The following is a 23,537-nucleotide window of genomic DNA, read 5'->3' as shown; positions in this document are numbered from 1 at the left end:
TGGAGCTCCGGTGGTGGCGGCGGCCGGCCACCCCGGGGTGGTGGGCCGCCGTGTCGCTTCGCCCCGGACACACGACGGGGCCCCGCCGTTTTCCGGCGGGGCCCCGTCGTCGAGTCGCGTCAGCGGTTCTTGTACGCCTCGACGACCTCAACCGGGATCCGGCCGCGCTCGGAAATCTTGTAGCCGTTCTTGACGGCCCATTCCCGGATGGCCCGGTTCTGCTCCCGATCCATTCCCGCGCCGACGGGTCGACCGGGCCGCCGGACTGAACGGGCGCTCTCCACCGGGCCGCGCCCGATCCGCCGACCCGCATTGATGTACGGATCGAGCGCCTTGCGCAAGACGCCGGCATTCTCGTCGGAGACATCGATCGTGTAGGCCACGCCGTCGAGACTGAACTCAACTGTCCGGTCGGCCTTCCCACCGTCGAGGTCGTCGGTCAGGACCGTGATTACTTTTCTCGCCATTGCCGATTACTCCCTGTGTGCGGCGGGATGTGTCCAAAGTCTGACCTATCACCCCGGTAATCCGCAACAATATGCCTTCCATTCATTCGGCGCGTCGCGATTCCGTTACCGAGCAAAACCGTGAATCGGCCCGATCGCGGGGCTTCATTCCCCGAGGATGCCGCTGTGACCGGCGAGGGCGGCCGCCTCGGCCCGGTTCGAGACCCGCAACTTCCGCAGCAACGCGGCGGTCATGCGTTTCACCGTCCGTTCGGAGACGTGCAGTTCTTCGGCGATGTCGATGGTGCTGCGGCCGGCGGCGATCGCCCGCAGCAGCCGCCGTTCCTCGCCGTCGAGGTCGACGGGCGGGGAGCGCGTGGGCCGCAGCATGGCGCGCAGCAGTTCGGCCGGCAGTACCGCCCAGCCGTCGAGGATGGCCAGCAGCGGGGGCAGCAACTCCTCCGGTTCGCTGGTCTTGGGCAGGAACCCCTCGGCGCCGGCCCGCAGCGCCTCCACCGCCGACGCGGGCGCGGCGGAACCGGACATCGCGACCACCCGTACCCGTGGGGTGGTCCGCCGGATCGCGGCCACCGCCCGGATGCCGCCGGGCGCGGGCATGTGCAGGTCGACCAGGGCCAGGTCGGGGCGGCAGTTGTGGACCAGCGCCGCCGCGGCGGCGGCGTCGCCGGTCGAGGCGACCACCTCGGCGCGGCCGTTGCTGCTGATCGGGAGAAGCAACTCCAGGCCGCGGACGAAAAGGGGGTGATCGTCCACGACTACGAGTCGCAAGGTGGAGGCTCCCGGCATGTCTGGGCCGTTCCCCAGCGGGTACCGATCATGCGGGTTCGCACCGAACGAGAGGAGTCGGGTGGATGCGGGTAGGGCACGGTTTGCGGGACCTGCTGCGAGGCTTTCGCCCCATCGAGCCGACGCCCGGCGGGACGGACCCGGCGGCGGCTGACTCGGAGTTGCTGCTGCGGGTGTTGTGCCACGAGTTTCGGACGCCGATCAGCACTCTGACCTCGCTGACCCGCACGCTGGCCGACGAGCGTCGGGAGCTGACCAGTGACGACCGGCGGGCGATCAGCGAGCTGGCCCGCGACCAGGCCGTCCACCTGCAGAGCCTGCTGCACGACGCGACCGCCGGCACCGGCGCGCTGACGCTGTCCCCGCAGCCGGAGCCGGTCGTCGCGCTGGCGGGCATCCTGCGGGAGGCCGCCGCGTTGGTGCCGGTCGGCCGTCGGCGGGCACGAGCCACCCGGCGGGCGGCCTCCTGCCCGGTGCCGGCCGGAAGAACTCGACAGGTGTTGGTCAACCTGGTGCAGAACGCGTTGCGGCACGGGCCACCCAACGGGCAGATCGGGCTCTACGCCACCCTGCGCGGCCCCGGCGTGAGCATCCTGGTCACCGACGAGGGTCGGGTCGACGACGCGCTGCTGGTCGCGTTGCGGCGTCCGGCGCCGGCCGTCGGGATGTCCGGTCTGGGCCTGTGGATCGCGCGGCGGCTCGTCGCCTCGGACGGGGGAGCGCTGCGGGCGCATCGGCTGCGGCCTCGCGGAGTGGCGCTGGAGGTGCTGCTGCCGACGGCTCGCCCGCTGCGCTGACCCGGGCGGGACACCGGTTGGCCCGCTCGGGTCAGCGCAGCGGGAACGGCCTCGCTACCTAATTTCTGGTACCGAGGAGGTTGGATGTTCAGCCACGTCAAGGATCTGCAGTTCGAGGCCAAACCAGACGGCCCGGACGCGGCGTTCGCCCGCCGGTTGCAGGAGGTGCTGGGCGGTAAGTGGGGCGAGATGACCGTCGCCAACCAGTATCTCTTCCAGGGTTGGAACTGCCGGCTGCCCGGCAAGTACAAGGACCTGTTGCTCGACGTCGGCACCGAGGAGATGGGCCACGTCGAGATGATCGTCACGATGATCACCCGGCTGTTGGACAACGCGCCGCTGTCGCTGACCGAGGGGATCGCGGAGGACCCGGGCGGCGCTGCGACCTACGCCGGGGAGAACCCGGCGCACTTCATCCACGGCGGCGGTGGCGCCCTGCCCGCCGACTCCAACGGGGTGCCCTGGAACGGCGCGTTCGTCACCGCCAGCGGCAACCTGTTGGCCGATTTCCAGCTCAACGTCACCGCCGAGGCGCAGGGCCGGCTCCAGGTCGCCCGGTTGTTCCACATGACCGACGACCCGGGTGTCAAGCAGATGCTGCGTTTCCTGCTGGCCCGCGACACGATGCACCAGAACATGTGGCTGGCGGCGATCGAGCAGCTCAAGGAGGACGGTCTGGAGGAGATGCCGGTGCCGGAGGCGTTCCCGGACTCGGAGGAGTTCACCGCGGAGTACAGCTACACCTACCTCGGTTTCTCCTCGGGTACCGACGCCGCGCAGGGACGCTGGGCGTCCGGGCCGTCGCCGGACGGCAAGGGCGAGTTCCGGTACGACGACAACCCGCGGGCGAACGCGCCGGAGCCGGTGCTGCCCCCGGGCGATCCCCGCCTCTACGGCACCGATCCGGGGGTGGCCGGTTCGGTGGTGAACACGGTGAAGAGCAAGCTCACCTGAGGTGCCTCGTCGGGTCGCCCGCCGGTCCCGGGCGACCCGACGGACCGGCCGGGGGAGTGGTCTGGGTCACAGATCGGAACAAGGGGAACGCTTTGTTACTTGAGTGAGACACGCTCAACTCAACGCGAGGTGTTCGATGGCAACTCTTCCGGTACTTCCGCTGACCGACGCCGTGCTGCTGCCCGGCATGGTCATCCCGGTGACCCTCGACCCCACCACCCAGGCCGCGATCGACGCGGCGCGGGCGACCGGCGACCGCAAGCTGCTGGCCGTGCCGCGCATCGACGGCGAGTACGGGCCGGTCGGCGTGGTCGCCACCATCGAGAAGGTCGGCCGGCTGCCCGAGGGTGAGCCCGCCGCCGTCATCCGTGGCCTGTCCCGGGCCCGGATCGGCTCCGGCGTGCCCGGCCCCGGTGCCGCCCTCTGGGTCGAGGCGACCGAACTCGACGAACCCGCCTACGCCGGTCGGGCCCGCGAACTCGCCCGCGAGTACCGCGCCCTGGTGACCTCCGTGCTCCAGCAGCGGGGCGCCTGGCAGGTCATCGACGCGGTGGAGCGGATGACCGACCTCTCCGAGCTGGCCGACTCGGCCGGATACGCGCCCTGGCTGACGCTGGAGCAGAAGAACGAACTTCTCGCCGCGCCGGACGTCACCGCCCGACTGGAGCTGCTGGTCGGCTGGGTGAAGGACTACCTGGCCGAGCAGGAGGTCACCGAGCAGATCAACAGTGACGTCCGCGAGGGGCTGGAGAAGTCCCAGCGCGAGTTCCTGCTGCGTCAGCAGTTGGCCGCGATCCGCAAGGAGTTGGGCGAGGACGAGCCGGACGGCTCCGCCGACTACCGGTCCCGGGTCGAGTCCGCCGAGCTGCCGGAGAAGGTACGCGAGGCGGCCATGCGCGAGGTCGGCAAGCTGGAGCGGGCCAGTGACGCCTCCCCGGAGGCGGGCTGGATCCGTACCTGGCTGGACACCGTGCTCGAGATGCCGTGGGGCACGCGTACCGAGGACAACACCGACCTGGCCGCGGCCCGGGCGGTGCTCGACGCCGACCACGCCGGTCTGGCCGATGTGAAGGACCGCATCCTGGAGTACCTGGCGGTGCGCAACCGGCGTGCCGAGCGCAACCTCGGCATGGTCGGCGGTCGCGGCTCCGGCGCGGTCCTCGCCCTGGCCGGCCCTCCCGGGGTCGGTAAGACCAGCCTCGGCGAGTCCGTGGCGCGGGCGCTCGGACGCAACTTCGTCCGGGTCTCGCTCGGCGGGGTCCGCGACGAGGCGGAGATCCGCGGGCACCGGCGCACCTACGTGGGTGCGCTGCCCGGTCGGATCGTCCGCGCGCTGCGCGAGGCCGGTTCGATGAACCCGGTCGTGCTCCTCGACGAGGTGGACAAGTTGGCCGCCGGCTACGCCGGTGACCCGGCCGCCGCCCTGCTGGAGGTGCTCGACCCGGCGCAGAACCACACCTTCCGGGACCACTACCTGGAGGTCGACCTCGACCTGTCCGACGTGCTCTTCCTGGCCACCGCCAACGTGGTGGAGTCCATCCCCGGCCCGCTGCTGGACCGGATGGAGCTGGTCATGCTGGACGGGTACACCGAGGACGAGAAGGTCGCCATCGGCCGGGACCACCTGCTGCCCCGGCAGCGGGAGCGGGCCGGGCTGACCGCCGAGGAGGTCAGCGTCGCCGACGGGGCCCTCGCGCTGATCGCGGGGGAGTACACCCGGGAGGCCGGCGTCCGGCAGCTTGAGCGTGCCCTGGCCAAGATCCTGCGCAAGGTGGCGGTGACGTTGGCGACGGACCCGACACCGGCGCGCGTCGACACCGACAACCTGGCCACCTACCTGGGTCGACCGAAGTTCACCCCGGAGTCGGCCGAGCGCACCGCCGTGCCCGGTGTGGCGACCGGCCTGGCCGTCACGGGAGCCGGTGGGGACGTGCTCTTCATCGAGGCGACGAGCATGGAGGGCGAGCCGGGCCTGACCCTGACCGGCCAGCTCGGTGACGTGATGAAGGAGTCGGCGCACATCGCGCTCTCCTACCTGCGCTCCAACGGGCGGCGGCTCGGTATCGACCCGAACGCTCTCGCGGGACGCCGGATCCACGTCCACTTCCCGGCGGGCGCGGTGCCCAAGGACGGCCCGAGCGCCGGCATCACCATGGTCACGGCCCTGGCGTCGCTGGTCACCGGTCGCCCGGTCCGCCCCGAGTTCGGGATGACCGGTGAGGTGACGCTCTCCGGTCGGGTGTTGCCGATCGGTGGGGTGAAGCAGAAGCTGCTCGCCGCGCACCGGGCCGGCCTCACCGAGGTGATCATCCCGGCCCGCAACGAGCCCGACCTGGACGACCTGCCGACCGAGGTGCGCGAGGCGCTGACCGTGCACACCCTGGCCGACGTGGCCGACGTGCTCGCCCTGGCGCTGCGCCCGGTCGACGTGAAGACGCTGGACGGTCCGGCGCTCTTCGCGGTCTGACGCTCCGACCACAAGGACCCCCGCCGTCTTCGAAGACGGCGGGGGTCCTTTGGTACGCGGGCAGGGGTCTACTGTGTCGCTTGAACCCTCAACTACCTCTTCGCCGCGAGGCGTGCCTTCGGAGGAACCCCCGTGAACGTCGTCCTCTGGATCATCCAGATCCTGCTCGCTGTCGTCTTCGCCGGCGCCGGCTTCGCCAAGCTGACCCAACCCAAGGACAAGCTGCGCGAGCTGATGCGGTGGGTGGACCCAGTCCCGCCGACCCAGGTCAAGGCGCTCGGCGCAGCCGAGGTGGTGGCCGCCATCGGGCTGGTGCTGCCCCCGCTCACCGGAATCGCCACCGTGCTCACCCCACTCGCCGCCGTCGGGCTGGTCGTCGTCATGATCGGCGGCTTCCTGGTGCACCTGCGCGACCTGAAGAAGCAGGACACGCAGGACGGCCGTCAGAAGGAGATCCAGGGCGCGATCACCTGCGCGGTGCTGCTCGTCCTCGCCGCCGTGGTGGCGTGGGGCCGGTTCGGGCCGTACTCCTTCTGAGCCTCGTCGCCGGCGACCGTCGTACCACGGCGGTCGCCGGCGGCGTGCTCAGCGCTCGTCGCCGCCGCGGTCGCGGCGCACGGTGGCCTTGCGGCCCTTGATCGTGCTGGAGCGCAACCCGGAGATGACCTGGTCGGCCACCCCCTGCGGCACCTCCACCAGGGAGAACCGGTCGGCGATCTCGATCGAGCCGATGTCGCGGCCACGAATGCCGGTCTCCCCGGTGATCGCGCCCACCAGGTCCTGCGGACGTACCCCGGCGCGTCGGCCCAGACCGACGAAGACCTGGACGGTGTTGCCACCGCCGGAGCGTGGCCGCCCCCCGCCCCGCCGGTCGCCGCCCCGGCCACCGCTCTCCGGTCGACCCTCGCGCGGGCCGCGCACCGGCACCTGCGGGATCTCCTCCTCGTCGTCGGAGCCCGGCGACGTCACCTCGTGGGCCAGCTTCACGGCGGCGAGGGCGACCTCCATCAGGTCGAACTCGTCGGTCAACGTCTCCACGATCACCCGGAACGGGTCGAGGTCGTCCTCCAGCAGGCTCTCGCGCAGTGCCGCCTGGGTCAGCTCCAACCGCCGGGTCCGCATGTCGGCCACGGTGGGGATCTTGTCGATGGTGATCCGTTGGCCGGTCACCCGCTCGATGGTCTTGAGCATCCGGTGCTCACGCGGCTCGGCGAGGGTGATCGCCACGCCCTCGCGGCCAGCCCGCCCCACCCGACCGATGCGGTGCACGTACGACTCGGGGGCGGACGGCACGTCGTAGTTGACGACGTGGGTCAGCTGCTCGACGTCCAGGCCACGGGCCGCCACGTCGGTGGCCACCAGCAGGTCGGCGGTGCCCGCCCGCAGCCGGCCCATGACCCGGTCGCGCTGCTCCTGGCTCATCCCGCCGTGCAGCGCCTCGGAGCGGTAGCCCCGACCGTTCATCGTCTCGGTCAACCGGTCGACCTCTTCGCGGCTGCGGCAGAACACGATCGCCGCGGTCGGGGACTCCACGTCCAGCACCCGACCCAGCGCGGCCGGCTTGTGCGCCCGGGTCACGATGTACGCGCTCTGCCGCACCCGGGGCGCCTCACCCGCGACGGGCTGCTCCCGGCCGATCTCGATCCGGACCGGCTCGCGCAGGTGCTGGCGGGCCATCCCGTCGATGCGCGACGGCATGGTGGCCGAGAAGAGCACCGTCTGACGCTGCGCCGGAGCGTGCTCCAGGATCGCCTCGATGTCCTCGGCGAAGCCCATGTCGAGCATCTCGTCGGCCTCGTCGAGCACCACCGTGGCCAACCCGCCGAGGCGCAGGGTGCCCCGGGCGATGTGGTCGAGGGCTCGCCCGGGGGTGGCCACCACCACGTCGACACCGCTGTCCAGTGCCCGCAGCTGCCGCCCGATCGGCTGCCCACCGTAGATCGGCAGCACCCGCGCGCCGAGATCCTTGCCGTAGCGGTGGAACGCCTCGGAGACCTGCACCGCCAGCTCCCGGGTCGGCACCAGCACCAGCGCCACCGGGTCGCCGCCCTGGCGGTGTGCCGCCATGAGGTTCAGTAGTGGCAGCGCGAACGCGGCCGTCTTGCCGGTGCCGGTGGCCGCCTGACCCAGCAGGTCCCGACCCTCCAGCAGCGGTGGGATAGCCTCGCGCTGGATGGGGGTCGGCTCCTCGTACCCGAGGGCGGACAGCGCGCCCAGCAGCTCGGCGCGGAGCCCGAGCTCGGTGAAGGCGCTCACCTCGTCGGTGCCGTCGGGGGTGGCGTCAGTCGGTGCGTCAATCGGTGCGTCGTGCTGTGCAGGTGCGGAACTCATGTGCCAAGCCTTTCATTACGCCGTCCGAGCCGCTGCGCCGACCGGCACAAGAGTCGCGCCGACCCCGGGCCGCACGGTCGGGCGCCGATGCGCGGGCCCGCTCAGGATCCGCACAAGAACACGGAAATAGTGGTCTCAGCGCCGCGCGAGGGCAGTCTTTCCTGGTTCTTGTCCGGATCTTGCTCGGGCGTGCGCAGCACCTGTCCACCGGCACCGTGCGCAACCATCTCTCCGCCGCCGTGCAGAAGCTCGGCGCCGCCGAGCGGGCCGAGGCGGTGCGCACCGCCCGGGACAACGGCTGACCCACCGTGCCCGGATCGCGGGCGAGGTCAACCCGGCGTCGGTCGGGGATGCTCCCCGCCGCCACCCGGCCTGAAGGGTGTGGCGCGGTTCCGATCCGTGGGGGTGGCGTGCACCGTGGGACTCGACGGCGGATCAAGTGTGCGGCATTCCTAGACTGGCGCGATGAGTGTTGGCACCGACGGTCGGGGGATGGCTGAGCTGGCCGCCCTGCTGGCCGATGGCACCCGGGCCGGGATGTGCGTGGCGCTACTCGACGGGCGGGCGTGGACCGCCGGTGAGCTGGCCCGGCGTGCCGGGGTCGCCGCGTCGACGGCCAGCGACCACCTCACCCGACTGGTCAGCGGTGGGTTGCTCGTCGAGGAACGGCAGGGCCGGCACCGCTACCTGCGCCTGGCCGGGCCGTCGGTGGCCCAGCTGATCGAGGACCTGGCCGGGCACGCCCCGGCCACCCCCACTCCGACCGGGTCGCTGCGCGCGGTCACCGCCACCGCGTCCCTGGCGTACGCCCGGACCTGCTACGACCACCTCGCCGGGCGGCTGGGCGTGCTGATGTACGACGCGCTGCTCAGCGAGGGCCGGCTCGACCGGTCCAGCGGGTTGGCGTTGACGCCCGACGGGTGGGCCTGGGTGGCCGGGTTGGGCGTACCCGTGGACGTGCTGCGCGCCGCCCGTCGCCCGGTGGTCCGCGACTGCCTGGACTGGACCGAACGCCGTCCGCACCTGGCCGGTGCGCTCGGCGCGGCGCTCTGCCGCCGCTTCACCGACCTGGGCTGGATCAGTCGGGGCACCGGCCGCGCCGTCCGGCTCACGCCCACCGGCCGCCATGGCCTGGCCGCGGCCCTGGCCACTCCCGAACACACCCTCGACCCACCGGCAGCCCCGCCGTCCACGAGCGGCCGTGCCTGACGGGCGACCCACAGGTGACCGTGGCGGCATCGTTCGGTGCGGGGCGAAAGGTTCGCGCCCTACGGTCGAGCGGTGACAGACAACTGGCCCGTTATCGCGCCTGCCCCGGGAACACCCGCGTGTGGACCTCCGTCGTTCGAACCGGAGCGCGGCTGGACGGTGACCCGCCACGCTGACCTGCGTACCGCGCTGACCGACCCGGCGTTCCAGGTGCCGCCCGTCGAGACCGGCCCGTTCGGCACCCTCGCCTGGCTGCGCGCCACGGTCAGCCGGTTCAGTCCACCGCAACGGCACGCCGATCGTCGGGCGGTCGCGGTGGCGGCGCTGGCCCCGCTGGACCCGGACGAGCTGCGACAGGACGCGGCGCGGCTGACCATGGCCGTTCTCGACCGTGCGGGCGACCAGGTCGACGTGATCCGGGAACTGGCCCGGCCGGTGCCGCTACGGGCGCTGGCCGACCGCCTCGGTTTCGCGGATCCGGCAGCCGCCGGGACGGCGGTCGCGGTCGTCGCGGCGGCGTATCACCCGGGGGTGGACCCGGCGTTGACCGCGCGGGCCGACCGGGCGGTGGAGGCGTTGCTTGGGCTCGCGCCGGAGGGTCCGCCGGTGGTACGGGCGAACCTGATCGGTCTGCTGGTCCAGGCATGCGACGCGACCGCCGGTCTGATCGGCGCCGCCGCCCATCACCTGCTGCCCCCGGCCGGCCCGGCAATGCCGGCCACGGCAGGGACGATCGACCTGCTGGCCGAGGTTCTGCGCCTCGACCCGCCGGTGCGGGCCACCCGACGGGTCACCGTCGACGCGGTACGGCTGGGCGAGCAGGATCTGCCAGCGGGCAGCCCCGTGCTGCTGCGTTTCGACGCGGCCAACCGCGACCCGCAGGCGTTCACCGACCCCGCGAGGTTCCAGCCCGGTCGGCCCGGTGCCGGGCTGTTGACCTTCGGGACGGGGGAGCGCGGCTGCCCCGGCGACCGGCACGCCCTGGCGCTGGCCACCGGCGTGTTCGACGTACTGCGCGAACGCTGCCAGCGTCACCCGACCCCAGTGCGCCACGAGCCGCACCCGACCCTGCGTGTACCGACACATCTGGAGGTGAGCGTCCGATGATCGATCGTCGTGCCGCGTTCCACGCCCTGCACCGCGCCGGCCGTCCGCTGCTGTTGCCCAACGCGTGGGATCACGCCTCGGCGGCGGCGCTCGCCGCGCGTGGGTACCCGGCCATCGGCACCACCAGCCTCGGGGTCGCCGCGACCAGCGGCCTTCCCGACGGCACGGCGGCCACCGCGGGGGAGACCCTCGCCCTGGCCCGCCGGCTGGCCGGGTTGCCGGTGCTGCTCAGCGTGGACGTGGAGGCCGGGTTCAGCGACGACCCGGCCGAGGTCGCCGAGTACGTGACGGAGTTGTCCGGGCTCGGCGTGGTCGGGATCAACCTGGAGGACGGGTGCCCGGACGGCACCCTGGCCGACCCCGAGTGCATCGCCGACAAGATCGCGGCGGTGAAGGCGGCGGTGCCGGACCTGTTCGTCAACGCGCGCACCGACACGTGGTGGCTGTCGGTGGCCGACCCGCTGCCGCAGGCCCTCGCCCGAGCCCGCGCCTACCGGGCGGCCGGCGCGGACGGGATCTTCGTGCCGGGCACCGTCGACGACGCGACGCTGCGGGTGCTCACCGAGCAGCTCGACGCGCCAGTGAACGCGCTGCACCAGCCCGGCGGGCCGGGGCTGGCCGAGTTGGGCAGGGCCGGGGTGGCCCGGGTCAGCACCGGCTCGCTGCTGTTCCGGGCCGCGCTGGGCGCCGCGCTCGACGCCGCCGACGCCGTCCGCCTCGGCGAGCACACCGCACCGACGGGGCTGCCGTCGTACGCCGAGGTGCAGGCCCTGGTGCCGACGGCCGGCACCTGACGGTGGCGGCCGCCCGGCCCGCCCGGCCGCCCGGCCCGCCCGGCCGCCCGGCCCGCCCGGCCGCCTGGCCGGTGGTCGCCGGCGGGTGGTGCGCTGGTCGGTGGTTGTGGGTGGGTGCTGTGTTGTTGGTCGGTGCCTTTGGAGCTGAATCGTTTGTGGCATCACAGGACCGCATGCGAAGCCGGCGGCGGTGATTCGTTGACGACATCAGCTCCAAAGGCACCGCACCCAACGGCCACACCCCTGGGCGGGTGCGTCGTCCGCGCTCCGTTCGGAGGGAAATAGGAGAAATGTTCGGTCCGGTCCGGTGCTGATGATTACGGTGTGTTTCAGGGCGAATCACCCAGTGTCGCGACCGGAGAAGGGACCCCGTCATGCGAGTGCCCAGCCGAAGTCCGGGACAGCAGCCCGGTTCGCCTCCGTCGCCCACCGCACCGGCCCGCCGTCGACCCTCCGCGGCCACCCCCCGCCGCCTGCCCGCCGCCGCGCCCGACCTGGCCGCGTACCGCGCCGCCGTCGCCGAGCTGCTGGTCGAGGTCGGCGCCCTGGCCGACGCGGCGAGCACCCGGGCCCGGCAGGTGCTCATCGACGAGCGGCTGCGGGAGCCGGCGCTCGCGGCGGTCCTTGACGCCACCCCGCAGGGGCTGATCGGCGCGCGCGAGACGCTGCTGCTGGAGATGGCCCGCTACCAGCCGAACCACCGCACCTCGGCGGGTGACCTCAACGCACTGGTCCGGATCTACCTGCTCTCCCGCATCGACGTGCTGTGGTGGCAGGACGCGCCGACCTTCGTCACCGACGACCAGGTCAACGGCAGCGCCGAGCTGGTCGACCTGGAGTGGCTGCGCCGCCGCGACCTGCTGCGCTTCCGCTACCAGGAGCAGCCCGCCACGATGCTGGGCCGGGCTGCGCGCGGGCTGCGTCGCCGGTTGCGACCCGACGCCACCCCGCAGACCGCGGGGTTGCTGTTCCGCCGCGCCCGACGCGAGGTGGTGGCGCTGCTCAACGACATCGGACGGGAGTTCACCGCAATCGCCCCGCCGGCCACCCCGCCGCTGTGGGTGACCAGCCTGGTCCGCAGCGCCGAGCACCAGTACCGGCTGCGCCGCCTGGGCTACGCGGCGATGCTGCCCAGCGGGCACTGCCTCGGCTACTCCGTCGACGTCGAGCTTGCCTGGTTCGAGCGGTTCGGCGCGCGGGACACCCTGGCACAGCTGCTGCTGAGCCGGCAGGAGACCGGGGAGCTGAACGTGATCGACGAGGGGCAGGCCTGGCACCTCTGTCTCGCGCCCACCGCGCGGCGTCGGCTACGCCGGGCGTACGAAGCCGAGATGGGGGTCTGAGCCGGTGTGCGGCATCGCGTTGAGCATCGGTCCCGAGGCCGACCCGGCGACCTTCCGGCGGATGCTCGCCGCCCTGGCCCCACGCGGCGAGGTCACCGAGACCCGGTCCGAGAGCGGGCTGCTCGCCGGCACCCGCCGGCTGCGGGTCGTGGACCGCGACCGGGCGGTGCAGCCGTGGACGTCGACCGACGAACGGTGGCTGCTCTGCTTCAACGGCGAGATCTTCAACTACCGGGAGTTGCGGGCGCAACTGACCCGCCTGGGGCAGGCCTTTCGCACCGAGAGCGACACCGAGGTGCTGCTCGCCGCGTTCCAGCAGTGGGGCGAGGCGGCGGTGACCCGGCTGCGCGGCGAGTACGCCTTCGCGGTCGTCGAACGGGCCACCGGCCGGGCGTACCTGGCCCGCGACCCGCTCGGGGTCAAGCCGCTCTACTGGTCCCGTCGCCCTGGCTGCCTGCAGCTCGCCTCCGAGGTCAAGGCGCTCGTCGGGCACGGCGCCCCGATCGCCGAGGTGCCCCCCGGGCACCACGGCTGGGCGGAGACGGACGGGCATGTGCGCCTGAGCCCGTACGTCGACCTGCGCACCATCGGCGACGGCCTGCCGGTCATCGACGACCCGGACGAGGCCGCGCTCCTGGTCCGCGCCGCGCTGAGCGACTCGATCCGGATGCGGGTGGAGACCGACCTGACCGTCGGGGTGGTGCTCTCCGGTGGCCTGGACAGTTCGCTGACCCTGCGCCAGGTGCGAGACATCCACCCGGACTGCGTCGCGGTGACCGTCGGCGTGGCGGACAGCCCCGACGTGGCGTACGCCCGGCGGCTCGCCGCCGACCTCGACGTGCCGCACGTGGTGGTCGAGCTGCGTCCGCGCGACATCCGGCTCGCCGACGTCCGCGAGGCGATCCGGATCTCCGAACTGACCGAGTACGGCGACATCATCAACGCGGTCGTCTCGGTGCCGATCTTCCGGCGGCTACGGGACCTGGGCGTGAAGGTGGTGCTGACCGGTGACGGCTCCGACGAGCTGTTCGGCGGGTACCCGATGTACCACCAGGTCGCCCCGGCGGCGGCCCGCCGGCTGTTCCTGCACCGGATCCGCAACCTGTGCCGCACCGAGTTGCAGCGGGTCGACCGGGCCGCCATGGCACACGGCGTGGAGGCCCGCGTTCCGTTCCTCGACCTCAGCGTGGTGGAGCTGGCGATGCGGTTGCCGGTGGATCTGAAGCTGCGCCACGGGCAGGAGAAGTGGATCGTCCGGCGGGCGTTCGCCGACGTGCTGCCCGACTACGTCCTGCGCCGTCCGAAGAACCCGATGTCGTACTCGTCGGGGTTGCACGAGCGGGTCCGGCTGTACAAGCCGCTCTTCGCCCGGCTGCACCGCTCGTTCGGCTACGACCTGCAGGAGCCGGTGCGTCGGGACTTCGACACCGTGCTGAGCCGCTGCGGTAACGACCTGGACCGGGCCATCGCCGACGGGCTGACCCGACCCGACTACACGGTCCTGGAGCACGCCCGCGACCTGGTCGGGGCGGCGAAGTGGAACGCGGCCCCGATGGTCCGCCGGTTGGTCGGTCCGCGCCCGGCCCGCCCCTGAGGGTCGCCCCGCAAGCCACGCTTGACTCTGACACGGTGTCAGGGACGAGTGTGAGGGGGCCATGTTCACCATCGGAGACTTCGCCAGACTCGGCCGGGTGTCGGTGCGGATGCTGCGCCACTACGACAGCATCGGCCTGCTGCGCCCCGCCAGCGTCGACCCGCACACCGGTTACCGCTTCTACCGTGCCGACCAGCTGCGTCGGCTCAACCGGGTGATCGCCCTCAAGGAACTGGGCCTCACCCTGGAACAGGTGCGCGCGATCGTCGACGACGCCGTCGACGTGGCCGAGCTGCGCGGCATGCTGCGGTTGCGCCGGAGCCAGCTGGCGGACCAGTTGGCCGCCGACACGGCCCGGTTGGCGGCCGTGGAGGCGAGGCTCCGAATGATCGAGTCGGAGGGTCGGATGACCACCCAGGACGTCGTACTCAAGGAGATCGCACCGGCCCGCGTCGCGGAGCTGACCGCCGTCGCGGCCAGCTACCAGGGCGAGGACATCGGACCGGTGATCCAACCGCTCTACCCCGAGCTGTTCCGGCGGTTGTCGGCGGCCGGCGTCAACCCGACCGGGCCCGCCATCGCCTGGTACGAGCCCGCCGACGCGGGCGGCGACGCCGTCGTCGTACACGCCGGGGTGCTCGTCGACGCCGATCCGTCCGCCGCCCCCGACGTCGCGGTGCGCGACCTGGCCCCGGTGCCAACCGCCGCGACCATCATCCACCACGGTGCGATGGACGACGTCGAACCGAGCATGCAGGCGCTCGCCCGGTGGATCGAGGAGAACGGCTACCGCACCGACGGGTTCGCCCGCGAGGTCTACCTGGACTACTGTCCGGACACCCCGGAGAAGGGCGTCACCGAACTCCAGATTGCCGTGTACCGGGACTGAGTCGGGTTCTACCAGCGTCAGGTCCGATCACCGCCAGCATCCGGGCCGTCGCGGCAGGATCCGTGCAGTGTGGCGGTGGTCTCCGCGCGGGGCAGCAGCCCTCCCAGCGCGCACGCCGCGCCGGCGACCGCGAGGAACATCGCCACCAGGTCGAGCGGCTGGGGACGCCAGCGTACGGTCGGCTCGGGCGGGGCGGGTGGGGCGCCGACGGCAAGTTTCACGTCGAATCACGCTGGCACAGTGTCCGGCCGTCCGCCTCCGCTGAGGCCGCCTTGGTGACCGGTCCCATAGGCGCCGGCGTCGTCCACGGAAAGCCGGCCTGGTCAGCGGCGCTACCACCTGCCGATGAGCTGACGGGTCGGCTCTGCCGGACGTGGCCGGGCCCGGCCCCCGCAGATCGGGGACCGGGCCCGGCGTGGTGCTCGGTGCCTACCAGCCGAGGTAGCTGGGCTGGGTCTGCACGTTGAGCTCCGGGTAGCGGGTCAGCTTGGCCGTCCAGGTACGCCAGTCGTTCAGCTCCAGGACGTCCAGGCCCTTCACCATGTCGTTGGAGTAGATGTGACCGTTGTAGTAGTACGCGGACCAGGTGCCGCCGCCGACGAACGTGTCGGCCGAGAGCGGGCCGCGCTCCCAGAAGGCGATCTCCTTCGGGTTGGCCGAGTCGGTGAAGTCGAAGACCGAGATGCCACCCTGGTACCACGCCTGGACCATGATGTCCTTGCCGAGCACCGGGATCAGCGAGCCGTTGTGCGCCACGCAGTTCTCGGTGTCGGCGTTCGCCCGGGGGATCTTGTAGTAGCTGCGGAACGTCATCGTCCGGGCGTTGCCGCGGCCGGCGATGTCGTAGATGGCGTCCGCGCCCCGGTTCGGGCCGACGGCCTCGTTGCAGGTCGCCGCCCCGCCACCACCCAGCTCGTCGGTGAAGATCACCTTCGTGCCGGAGTTGTTGAAGGTGGCCGAGTGCCAGAACGCGAAGTTGACCTCGTCCCGGACCCGGTTGATGACGCGCGGCTTCTCCCGGTTCTTGATGTCGAGCAGGATGCCGTCACCCATGCAGGCGCCGGCGGCCAGGTCCTTCGACGGGTACGCGGTGATGTCGTGGCACCCGGTGGTCGCCGAGCCGGTCCCGCTGCCCGGGAAGCCACCGTCCGGGAAGAGGTTCGGCGTCGCGACCACTGCCGCGTCCGTCGGCTTCTTCAGCGGCACCTTGATGATGGAGATGGAGTCGTGCGGCGGCTGGCAGTCCGGGAACTCGGCCCGCGGGCTGTACGACGAGACGTACAGGTAGACGGCCTTGCGGTCCTTGCCGGGCACCAGCGTGTGGGTGTGTGAGCCGCAGGCCGTCTCGACGGACTTGATGTAGCGCGGGTTGGCCTTGTCCTTGATGTCGAAGACCTTGATGCCCTCCCACGAGCCCTTCACGTCCGCCCCCTGCGTGGTGCTGTTGCAGGAGTCGTCGCTGCGCGACGAGTCGGTGGAGAGGAAGAGCAGGTCACCGTGGACGGAGATGTCGTTCTGCGACCCCGGGCAGAGCACCCGGGCCTTGACCTTCGGTGCGCTGGGCCGCGAGATGTCGTAGATGACGAAGCCGTTGTAGTTGCCGGCGAACGCGTACTTGCCCTGGAAGGCGATGTCGCTGTTCGTCGCGTCCAGTGGGGCGACCTTGGGCACGTTGGCGATCTGGCGCAGGTTGGGGCTGCTGACGATCTCGTCGACGCCGGGGATCGTGTTGGTGAGCGCGGGGGCTGGGGCCGCCTGCGGCACCGTCTGGGCGTTGCTCGCCGGGGCGACGAGGGCGCTGGCGACGAGGAGGCCGGTCGTGGCGAGCGCCACGATGCGCAGTTGTCGTAACCGTGGCTTGTGGAGTCTGATCATCGGCGGGGCCCTTCGCAAGGGGGAGACGATGGTTGACACGTTACCGTCCCACGATGATCGTCGATGTGACCTGGATCACATCAAAGTGGGTTCTTCAATGGATAGCATCGCGATGACCTCGACTGCAGGGAGTGGCCCATGACCAATCGGCGCGCACGCACCCTGGCGGTCGTCACACTTGCTCTCGCGTTGCCGGTGGTGGCGTTCATGGTGATCCGCCTCGACGGCGACACCGGTACGCGCGCCGCTCAACCGGCCTCCGCGCCCGCCACCTCCGCGCCCGCCACATCCGCCACGCCGCCGACGGCCAGCCCCATCCCCACCGACCTGACCGTGATCGCGCCCGGCCGCCCGGGCGAGACGGCGGCCACCCGCCCGGCACACGAGGTCCGCGACGCCGGCCCCGCCCCGCACAACTCGCTGGACGTCTGGTTCGTCCGGATGATGATCCCGCACCACGCGCAGGCCCTGGCGATGGCGGAGCTCGCCCCCGACCGGGCCGCCAACCCTGACGTCCGTGCCATCGCCGAGCGCATCCGGGCCAGCCAGGGGCCGGAGATGGGCATGATGCGCGGCTGGCTGCAGACCCGTGGCCTCCCGGCGGAGGTTCCGGGGCACGACCACGGCAGCATGCGCGGCATGCAGTCACCGGAGGCGATGCGGCAGCTCGCCGCGGTCCGTGGCCCGGACTTCGACCGCCTCTTCGTCCGGATGATGACCGAGCATCACCGGGGCGCCATCGAGATGGCCACCGACCTGCTCACGGTCGGCTCCGACCTGACGCTCAACGAGTTCGCCAACTCCGTCGCCACCGAGCAGAGCGTCGAGATCGACCGCATGCGCGAGATCCTCGGCTCCTGACGCGGGGCGCGAGGGCCGAGCGTTCCGGCACGTACGCTGGGTGACCGTGAGACGCACCCTGTTCGGTCGCCCGCTGCGCAGCGTCGCCTTCGACGTGGCCGTCGCCGTCCTGGTGGCGCCCCTGTCCGTGGTGGCGGCGGTGAGCCAGCCGGGCGGTTGGGCAGCCTCGACGGTCGGCTTGGGGATGGCGGTGGCGTTGCTGTTCCGCCGTACCCACCCGGGCGCGGTGACCGTGGCGGTCGCGGCGCTCGCCCTGATCCAGGTGATCGCCGGGTGGGGTCCGCTCATCTTCGACGTCGGCGTCCTGATCGCGCTCTACAGCATGGTGAAGTACGGCCGGCGGCTTCGTGACGGCGTGGTGGCCGGCGCGGTAGCGGCCGTCGGCGTGCTGCTGGCCGCCGTGCAGACCCCCAACGTCATCCAGTGGTGGATGACCGCGCTGTGGTACGCGCTGGTCACCGGCGCGGTGTGGCTGGCCGCGCTGAACGTGCGGACCCGCCGGCTCTACGTGCTCAGCCTGGAGGAGCGGGCCACCACCCTGGAACGCGAGCGGGAGGCCGAGTCCCGGGCGGCGGTCGCCGAGGAGCGCACCCGGATCGCTCGTGAGCTGCACGACGTGGTCGCCCACAGCATGGCCGTGATGATCGTCCAGGCGGACGGTGCCCGGTTCATGCTCGACCGTGACCCCGCCCAGGCGCGGACCGCGGTGAAGGTGGTCGCGGACACCGGCCGGCAGGCGCTGGAGGAGATGCGCCGGCTGGTCGGCGTCCTGCGCGACGCGGGCCCGGCCGGCGGGCTCGCGGTGGCGGCCGACCCTGAGCACCGGCGCCTCGCCCTGGCCGAACTGCCCGACCTGCTGGCCCGCTTCGACGACGCCGGCCTGCACGTTCGCAGCACCGTCACCGGCACGCCAGCGTCCCTGCCGCCGGGCCTGGAGCTGACCGTCTACCGGGTGGCGCAGGAGGCGCTGACCAACGCGCTCAAGCACGCCGGCGTCGGCGCCCGCGTCGAGGTGGTCCTGTCGTACGCCGCCGAGGCCGTCGTCGTCCGGGTGGTCGACGACGGTCGAGGCCGCCCGCTGGTCAGCCCGGCGCCGTCCGGGGGTCACGGCCTGCTCGGCATGCGGGAGCGGGTGACGGTGTACGACGGCAGCCTCACCGCCGGTCCCCGACTGACCGGGGGCTGGCAGGTCGAGGTCCGGCTGCCGCTACCGAAATGCGGGCAAGTGCACCGTCCTTCAGGGCGGTGGTGAAGGCCCGCGTGGGAGGGCCGGCAAGGCCCGAGCGTGCCCTGGGCCGGACGGTTCTGTTGCTCGATGTAATGCCGCAGGACGCTCAGGGTGCCCCACCGACGGAGCCGGCGAAGTACGACGCCGACCACAGGCGGTTGGTGCAGGTGGGCGTGCAACGCGAAAGTGCAGTGTGTACCGGTGCGGATGTCTCCGAGGTCAGTCATAGGCCAGTGTTAGATTCGGCCCCGTGCAGCTTCGGTACAACTACCGGCTCTACCCGGATGGCGTCCAGCGTGAGGCGTTGGCGAAGGCGTTCGGGTGTGCGCGGGTGGTGTTCAACGACGGGCTGCGCGTGCGTCAAGAAGCACACGACGCTGGCCTGCCGTATCCGACGGACGCCGAGCTGTCCAAGCGGGTTACCGTGGCGAAGTTGACGCCGGAGCGGGCGTGGCTGGGCGAGGTGTCGTCGGTGGTGTTGCAGCAGGCCCTCGCGGACCTGAACACCGCGTACCGCAACTTCTTCGCCTCGGTGTCGGGTAAGCGCAAGGGTCGCAAGGTCGCCGCTCCCCGGTTCCGGTCCCGTAAGGACAGCCGGCAGGCGGTCCGGTTTACCGCCAACGCCCGGTTCAAGGTCCTCGACAACGGTCGACTGCGGCTGCCGAAGATCGGCGATCTGGAAGTCCGTTGGTCGCGGGAGTTGCCGGCTACGCCGACGTCGGTGACGGTGGTCCGGGACGCCGCCGGTCGGTACTTCGCCTCGTTCGTGGTGCAGACCGCCGACCAGCCGTTGCCCGAGCGGGAGTCGGAGGTCGGCATTGACCTGGGGTTGACGCACTTCGCGGTGATGTCCGACGGGACGAAGGTGAGCGCGCCGAGGTTTCTGCGTCGTGCAGCCCGCAAGCTGCGTCGGTTGCAGCAGGGCTTGTCCCGTAAGCAGCGGGGCAGCAACAACCGTAGGAAGGCCGTGGTGAAGGTAGCCCGCGCGCACGCGAAGGTGGCCGACACCCGGCGGGACTGGCAGCACAAGCTTTCGACGCAGATCATCCGCGACAACCAAGCGGTGTTCGTCGAGGACCTGTGCGTGACCGGTCTCGCCCGGACACGGTTGGCGAAGTCGGTGTACGACGCTGGGTGGTCGCAGTTCACGGCCATGCTGGAGTACAAGGCTGCCCGGTACGGGCGCACCTTCGCCCGGGTAGATCGGTTCTTCCCGTCGACCCGCATGTGCTCGGACTGCGGCCGGATCAACGACAAAATGGCGCTCAACGTCCGGACGTGGGGCTGCCCATGTGGCAGCCTGCACGACCGAGACGTGAACGCCGCCAGGAACATCAGGGCCGCCGGGCGGGCGGACCTCAACGACCGTGGAGCGCGGGTAAGACCGGCACCCGTGCCGGCACCGCGCGGGGAAGCGGTAACCCGCCGGGAGCTTGCCGCTTCGGGGGTGTAGCAGACCGGAATCTCTACCCCTCAGGGCGGAGAGGGCGTCAACGTCAGAGCCGGCAACGGACGGAGGTGATCGCGGCATGACGGTCCGGGTAGTGATCGTGGACGACCAGGCGCTGGTGCGCGCCGGCTTCCGGATGGTGCTGGACTCCCAGCCCGACCTGGAGGTCGTCGGGGAGGCGATCGATGGCGCGGACGCCCTGCGGGTGCTCGCCCGCACCGAGGCCGACGTCGTCGTGATGGACATCCGGATGCCCACCATGGACGGGGTGGAGGCGACCCGGCGGCTCTGCGCAGAGCAGCCCGCGGGTGGCCCTCGGGTGCTGGTGCTGACCACCTTCGACACCGAGGCGGACGCGTTCGCGGCGTTGCAGGCGGGGGCGAGTGGATTCCTGCTCAAGAACGTCCCGCCGGAGGAGTTGCTGGCCGCGATCCGGGTGGTGGCCCAGGGCGACTCGGTGGTGGCCCCGTCGATCACCCGGCGTCTGCTGGACCGGTTCGCCGGGCAGCTCGGCGCCGCCCCGAGCGCCGACCCTCGGCTCGCGCAGCTCACCGAACGGGAACGGGAGGTGTTGCTGCTGGTCGCCCAGGGGCTGTCCAACGCGGAGATCGCCGCCCGGGTGCACGTCGCCGAGGCGACGGTGAAGACCCACGTCGGGCGGATCCTCGCGAAACTCCAGTTGCGCGACCGGGTCCAGGCGGTGGTCCTGGCGTACGAGAGCGGGCTTGTCACGCCCGGCGGATGACACCGCGTACGACCTGGGTCGTAGCGGCCGGCGGGCGCACCGCGACCCGAGGCGCAGGCAGGTCGAGCGCGCAGGTGGAGATCAACACAGCGGTGCCGGCCATAGCGTCGGGTGGTCCGATCCGCCACCTGCACCGGGAGCCCCGCATGATCCGCCTGACCCTGCGCTCGTTGCGTGCCGAGGCGCTGCGCATGCTGCTCTCGGCGCTCGCCGTCGTGCTCGGCGTCGCGTTCGTCGCCGGCACAATGATCTTCGTCGACGGGATGCGGGCCGGGGCGTACGAGCGGGCCGGCACCTTCGACCGCCACACCGACCTGGGTGTCTACCCGGCCGGCGACGAGGTGCTGCCCCCGGCCCTGGTCGATCGGGTGCGGGCGGTCGACGGGGTGGCCGCCGCAGCCGGTGAGCTGACCAACACCGCCGGGGTCGTCGGAGCCGACGGTCGACCAGTGCTCGGCTTCACCATGCTCGTCGCCATCCCCACCGAGGACACGCTGCGCTCGTACGACGTGGTGGCCGGCCGGTTGCCCGACCGGGCCGGGGAGGTGGTCCTCGACGCGCCGACGGCGGCCGACCAGGGTTTCCGGCTCGGCGCGGAGGTCCGGATCGGTGCCACCGGAGGGGCGGCCCGCCCGTACACCCTGGTCGGCACCGTCGACGTGGCCGGCACCGTTCGCGACATCGGCGGTCCGTTCGTCGGCCTGGTCGGGCCGGACGCGCTGGCTCTCAGCGGAGAGCGGGGTTACGGCCGCGTCATGGTGGCGGCCCGACCGGGTGCCGATCTCGCGGCGCTGACCGAGCGGGTACGCGCCGTGGCTGGCGCCGAGGCCACGGTGAAGAGTCGCCAGCAGATTCTCGACGAGGCCGTGGAGGACGCGGTCCGCAACGCGGAACAGTTCCGCATGCTGCTGTTGATCTTCGTGGGGGTCGCGATCGTGGTGGCCGGCTTCGTCATCGCCAACACCTTCGCGATCGTGCTGGCGCAGCGCACCCGACGGACCGCGCTGCTGCGTCTGATCGGCGCCACCCGGGGACAGGTCTTCCGGTCGACGGTGCTGGAGTCGGCCGTGCTGGGGCTGGTCGCCTCCGCGCTCGGGGTGCTGCTCGGGGTGGCCCTCGCCGGCGGAATGCGGCTGCTGCTGCCCCGACTGGACGTGCCGGTCACCGGTGGCCTGACCGTGACCGGCTCGACAGTGCTGACCGGCCTGCTACTGGGCACCGGGCTCACCGTGTGCGCCGCCCTGCTCCCGGCCTGGCGGGGGACGCGGATCGCCCCGGTGGCCGCGCTCACCGACGCCGCGGTGCAGCCCAGCCGGGGTGCTGGTCGAGTTCGGCTGACCGCCGGCGCGGTGGTGCTCGCCGTCGGTGTCGCCGCGCTGGCCGGCGCCGCCAGCGCCGGCCAACTGCTGCTGGTGGCGGCCGGTGGGGTGCTCACCTTCTTCGGGATCGTGCTGTTCGGGCCGGTGCTCGTCCCGGCGCTGGCCCGGGTGTTCGGCTGGCCGGCACGACGCCTGCTCGGCGCTGCCGGCGAGCTGGCGGTCGTCAACACGGTGCGCAATCCGCGGCGGGTCGCCGCGACGGCCACCGCACTGGTGATCGGGATCGGACTGGTCTCGGCGTTCATGGTCGGCGCGCGCAGCACCAAGGACGGCATCGAACGCAGCGTCGATGCCCAGATCGGCACCGACTTCGTGGTCAGCGGAATCGGACAGAACCTGCCGGCCGCGCTCGTCGGTGAGCTCGCCTCCCGCCCCGAGTTGGGTGTGGTGCACGAGCAGCGCAGCACTGTCGTCGACGACGTCGAGATCCGCGCGGCCCACCCGGCGCTGGTCTCCCGGACGCTGAGCGGGGTGCTGGCCGGCGACGCCGACCGGGTCGGGCCGGGGCAGGTGCTGGTGCACCGCGAGTTGGCACGGGCACGCGGCTGGCAGGTCGGTTCCGAGGTGACCGTCGCGGGCAGGCCGCTGCGAGTGGCCGCAGTGGTAACCGACGACACCCTCGGCCGTGAGGCGCCCACCGGGCACGTCATCGACCTGTCCGACCAGGACTTCGCCGCGCTGTTCCCCGCCCAGCGGGGCTACCTGGCCGAGATCGACCCCGCCGCCGGAGTGAGCCCCGAGCGCGCCCGCGACGCGATCGCCGCGGTGCTCAGCCGCTATCCCACGGTGAACCTGATGGACCAGGGCGCGTACAAGAAGATGCTCACCAGCACGGTGGACATGCTCCTCGCCCTCGTCACCGCACTCCTCGGCCTGGCCGTGGTGATCGCCCTGGTCGGCGTGGCAAACACCCTGAGCCTGTCGGTGCTCGAACGGACCAGGGAGAACGCCGTGCTGCGGGCGGTCGGGCTCACCCGAGGACGGATGCGTGCGGTGCTCGCCATCGAGGCGGTGCTGATGGCGCTTGTCGGCGCGGTGCTCGGCGTCGGGCTCGGCGCCGGAGTCAGCGCGTCCACGATGGCCCTGCTGGACCGCCTCGGCGGCGACTTCCACGTGGTGCTGCCGCTCGGCCAGCTCGGGCTGATCCTCGGCGTCGCGGTGCTGGCCGCCCTGCTCGCCTCGGTGCTGCCGGCCCGCCGGGCGCTGTCCCGCCCGGTCGTCGAGGCGCTCGCCGACCAGTAGGCCGGTCTCGCCCCGGATC

Annotated in this window: 21 protein-coding genes; 16 read left to right on the top strand and 5 right to left on the bottom strand. The window is 72.1% G+C overall.

Annotated features, from left to right (window positions below):
- Nucleotides 1-119 precede the first annotated feature (119 nt).
- Nucleotides 120-467 carry a histone-like nucleoid-structuring protein Lsr2 gene (locus V6U86_RS17655; RefSeq protein ID WP_334504641.1) on the bottom strand — a complete coding sequence of 116 codons (348 nt, stop codon included), beginning with the start codon at nucleotides 465-467 and terminating at the stop codon, nucleotides 120-122.
- Between the two features lie 144 nt (nucleotides 468-611).
- A complete protein-coding gene (locus V6U86_RS17650) occupies nucleotides 612-1,220 on the bottom strand; it encodes a response regulator transcription factor (RefSeq protein WP_334504640.1) in 609 nt (202 codons plus the stop codon).
- A 98-nt stretch (nucleotides 1,221-1,318) separates the two neighbouring features.
- Here V6U86_RS17650 and V6U86_RS17645 point away from each other — a divergent pair, with 98 nt between their 5' ends.
- From V6U86_RS17645 to V6U86_RS17630, 4 genes are all read left to right on the top strand, one after another.
- Complete coding sequence (locus V6U86_RS17645) at nucleotides 1,319-2,050, top strand: sensor histidine kinase (protein ID WP_334504638.1); 732 nt, start codon at nucleotides 1,319-1,321, stop codon at nucleotides 2,048-2,050.
- Between the two features lie 84 nt (nucleotides 2,051-2,134).
- Entirely contained in the window at nucleotides 2,135-3,004 is an 870-nt protein-coding gene (locus V6U86_RS17640; protein ID WP_334504635.1) for a manganese catalase family protein, read from the top strand.
- Between the two features lie 136 nt (nucleotides 3,005-3,140).
- On the top strand, nucleotides 3,141-5,471 hold the full coding sequence (lon, locus tag V6U86_RS17635; RefSeq protein WP_334504632.1) for an endopeptidase La: 2,331 nt from the start codon (nucleotides 3,141-3,143) through the stop codon (nucleotides 5,469-5,471).
- A gap of 132 nt (nucleotides 5,472-5,603) precedes the next feature.
- Nucleotides 5,604-6,008: a DoxX family protein gene (locus tag V6U86_RS17630; RefSeq protein ID WP_334504628.1), complete on the top strand. Its 405-nt coding sequence runs from the start codon at nucleotides 5,604-5,606 to the stop codon at nucleotides 6,006-6,008.
- A gap of 48 nt (nucleotides 6,009-6,056) precedes the next feature.
- Here the strand turns inward: V6U86_RS17630 and V6U86_RS17625 are convergent, their stop codons facing one another.
- Complete coding sequence (locus V6U86_RS17625; RefSeq protein ID WP_334504626.1) at nucleotides 6,057-7,802, bottom strand: DEAD/DEAH box helicase; 1,746 nt, start codon at nucleotides 7,800-7,802, stop codon at nucleotides 6,057-6,059.
- Between the two features lie 179 nt (nucleotides 7,803-7,981).
- Between V6U86_RS17625 and V6U86_RS17620 the strand changes: the two genes are divergently transcribed.
- The 7 genes from V6U86_RS17620 (at nucleotide 7,982) to V6U86_RS17590 (ending at nucleotide 14,738) form a co-directional block, all read left to right on the top strand.
- On the top strand, nucleotides 7,982-8,104 hold the full coding sequence (locus V6U86_RS17620) for a LuxR C-terminal-related transcriptional regulator (protein WP_442934952.1): 123 nt from the start codon (nucleotides 7,982-7,984) through the stop codon (nucleotides 8,102-8,104).
- A 163-nt stretch (nucleotides 8,105-8,267) separates the two neighbouring features.
- Nucleotides 8,268-9,011: an ArsR/SmtB family transcription factor gene (locus V6U86_RS17615; protein ID WP_334504624.1), complete on the top strand. Its 744-nt coding sequence runs from the start codon at nucleotides 8,268-8,270 to the stop codon at nucleotides 9,009-9,011.
- 159 nt (nucleotides 9,012-9,170) lie between these two features.
- Complete coding sequence (locus V6U86_RS17610) at nucleotides 9,171-10,118, top strand: cytochrome P450 (RefSeq protein WP_334504622.1); 948 nt, start codon at nucleotides 9,171-9,173, stop codon at nucleotides 10,116-10,118.
- The gene (locus V6U86_RS17605; RefSeq protein WP_334504620.1) at nucleotides 10,115-10,912 is read left to right on the top strand and encodes an isocitrate lyase/PEP mutase family protein; all 798 of its coding nucleotides are present in this window, start codon (nucleotides 10,115-10,117) and stop codon (nucleotides 10,910-10,912) included. Before V6U86_RS17610 ends, V6U86_RS17605 begins: the two co-directional genes overlap by 4 nt.
- A 374-nt stretch (nucleotides 10,913-11,286) precedes the next feature.
- A complete protein-coding gene (locus tag V6U86_RS17600) occupies nucleotides 11,287-12,255 on the top strand; it encodes a DUF5715 family protein (protein ID WP_334504617.1) in 969 nt (322 codons plus the stop codon).
- Nucleotides 12,256-12,259: 4 nt separating this feature from the next.
- Nucleotides 12,260-13,849 carry an asparagine synthetase B family protein gene (locus V6U86_RS17595; RefSeq protein WP_334504614.1) on the top strand — a complete coding sequence of 530 codons (1,590 nt, stop codon included), beginning with the start codon at nucleotides 12,260-12,262 and terminating at the stop codon, nucleotides 13,847-13,849.
- Between the two features lie 61 nt (nucleotides 13,850-13,910).
- Nucleotides 13,911-14,738 (top strand): MerR family transcriptional regulator, encoded by an 828-nt coding sequence (locus tag V6U86_RS17590; protein WP_334504612.1) that lies wholly within the window; start codon nucleotides 13,911-13,913, stop codon nucleotides 14,736-14,738.
- Nucleotides 14,739-14,755: 17 nt separating this feature from the next.
- Here V6U86_RS17590 and V6U86_RS17585 read toward each other — a convergent pair whose 3' ends face one another.
- Both V6U86_RS17585 and V6U86_RS17580 read right to left on the bottom strand, forming a co-directional pair.
- Nucleotides 14,756-14,959, bottom strand: coding sequence for a hypothetical protein (locus V6U86_RS17585; protein WP_334504610.1), 204 nt, complete (start codon nucleotides 14,957-14,959; stop codon nucleotides 14,756-14,758).
- A 208-nt stretch (nucleotides 14,960-15,167) separates the two neighbouring features.
- Nucleotides 15,168-16,613 (bottom strand): LVIVD repeat-containing protein, encoded by a 1,446-nt coding sequence (locus V6U86_RS17580; RefSeq protein WP_334504608.1) that lies wholly within the window; start codon nucleotides 16,611-16,613, stop codon nucleotides 15,168-15,170.
- Nucleotides 16,614-16,751: 138 nt separating this feature from the next.
- On the opposite strand from V6U86_RS17580, the gene V6U86_RS17575 reads away from it, so the two are divergent.
- The 5 genes from V6U86_RS17575 (at nucleotide 16,752) to V6U86_RS17555 (ending at nucleotide 23,518) form a co-directional block, all read left to right on the top strand.
- The gene (locus tag V6U86_RS17575; protein WP_334504606.1) at nucleotides 16,752-17,474 is read left to right on the top strand and encodes a DUF305 domain-containing protein; all 723 of its coding nucleotides are present in this window, start codon (nucleotides 16,752-16,754) and stop codon (nucleotides 17,472-17,474) included.
- 40 nt (nucleotides 17,475-17,514) lie between these two features.
- Nucleotides 17,515-18,726 carry a sensor histidine kinase gene (locus V6U86_RS17570; RefSeq protein ID WP_334504604.1) on the top strand — a complete coding sequence of 404 codons (1,212 nt, stop codon included), beginning with the start codon at nucleotides 17,515-17,517 and terminating at the stop codon, nucleotides 18,724-18,726.
- Nucleotides 18,727-18,952: 226 nt separating this feature from the next.
- Nucleotides 18,953-20,155 carry an RNA-guided endonuclease InsQ/TnpB family protein gene (locus V6U86_RS17565; protein ID WP_334504602.1) on the top strand — a complete coding sequence of 401 codons (1,203 nt, stop codon included), beginning with the start codon at nucleotides 18,953-18,955 and terminating at the stop codon, nucleotides 20,153-20,155.
- Between the two features lie 76 nt (nucleotides 20,156-20,231).
- On the top strand, nucleotides 20,232-20,897 hold the full coding sequence (locus V6U86_RS17560; RefSeq protein ID WP_334504600.1) for a response regulator transcription factor: 666 nt from the start codon (nucleotides 20,232-20,234) through the stop codon (nucleotides 20,895-20,897).
- Between the two features lie 146 nt (nucleotides 20,898-21,043).
- A complete protein-coding gene (locus tag V6U86_RS17555) occupies nucleotides 21,044-23,518 on the top strand; it encodes an ABC transporter permease (protein WP_334504597.1) in 2,475 nt (824 codons plus the stop codon).
- Nucleotides 23,519-23,537: the final 19 nt, after the last annotated feature.

It is taken from the genome of Micromonospora sp. CPCC 205558 (assembly GCF_036902955.1).
Lineage (GTDB): Bacteria > Actinomycetota > Actinomycetes > Mycobacteriales > Micromonosporaceae > Micromonospora.
Note: the sequence above shows the minus strand (reverse complement) of the source record. Positions and strands in the feature narration are given on the sequence as shown.

Coding starts and splice junctions, on each gene's coding strand:
- V6U86_RS17640 (WP_334504635.1), top strand. CDS start 2,135: ATGTTCAGCCACGTCAAGGATCTGCAGTTCGAGGCCAAACCAGACGGC.
- V6U86_RS17625 (WP_334504626.1), bottom strand. CDS start 7,802: ATGAGTTCCGCACCTGCACAGCACGACGCACCGATTGACGCACCGACT.
- V6U86_RS17560 (WP_334504600.1), top strand. CDS start 20,232: ATGACGGTCCGGGTAGTGATCGTGGACGACCAGGCGCTGGTGCGCGCC.
- V6U86_RS17555 (WP_334504597.1), top strand. CDS start 21,044: ATGATCCGCCTGACCCTGCGCTCGTTGCGTGCCGAGGCGCTGCGCATG.
- V6U86_RS17655 (WP_334504641.1), bottom strand. CDS start 467: ATGGCGAGAAAAGTAATCACGGTCCTGACCGACGACCTCGACGGTGGG.
- V6U86_RS17645 (WP_334504638.1), top strand. CDS start 1,319: ATGCGGGTAGGGCACGGTTTGCGGGACCTGCTGCGAGGCTTTCGCCCC.
- lon (WP_334504632.1), top strand. CDS start 3,141: ATGGCAACTCTTCCGGTACTTCCGCTGACCGACGCCGTGCTGCTGCCC.
- V6U86_RS17615 (WP_334504624.1), top strand. CDS start 8,268: ATGAGTGTTGGCACCGACGGTCGGGGGATGGCTGAGCTGGCCGCCCTG.
- V6U86_RS17575 (WP_334504606.1), top strand. CDS start 16,752: ATGACCAATCGGCGCGCACGCACCCTGGCGGTCGTCACACTTGCTCTC.
- V6U86_RS17590 (WP_334504612.1), top strand. CDS start 13,911: ATGTTCACCATCGGAGACTTCGCCAGACTCGGCCGGGTGTCGGTGCGG.
- V6U86_RS17580 (WP_334504608.1), bottom strand. CDS start 16,613: ATGATCAGACTCCACAAGCCACGGTTACGACAACTGCGCATCGTGGCG.
- V6U86_RS17605 (WP_334504620.1), top strand. CDS start 10,115: ATGATCGATCGTCGTGCCGCGTTCCACGCCCTGCACCGCGCCGGCCGT.
- V6U86_RS17600 (WP_334504617.1), top strand. CDS start 11,287: ATGCGAGTGCCCAGCCGAAGTCCGGGACAGCAGCCCGGTTCGCCTCCG.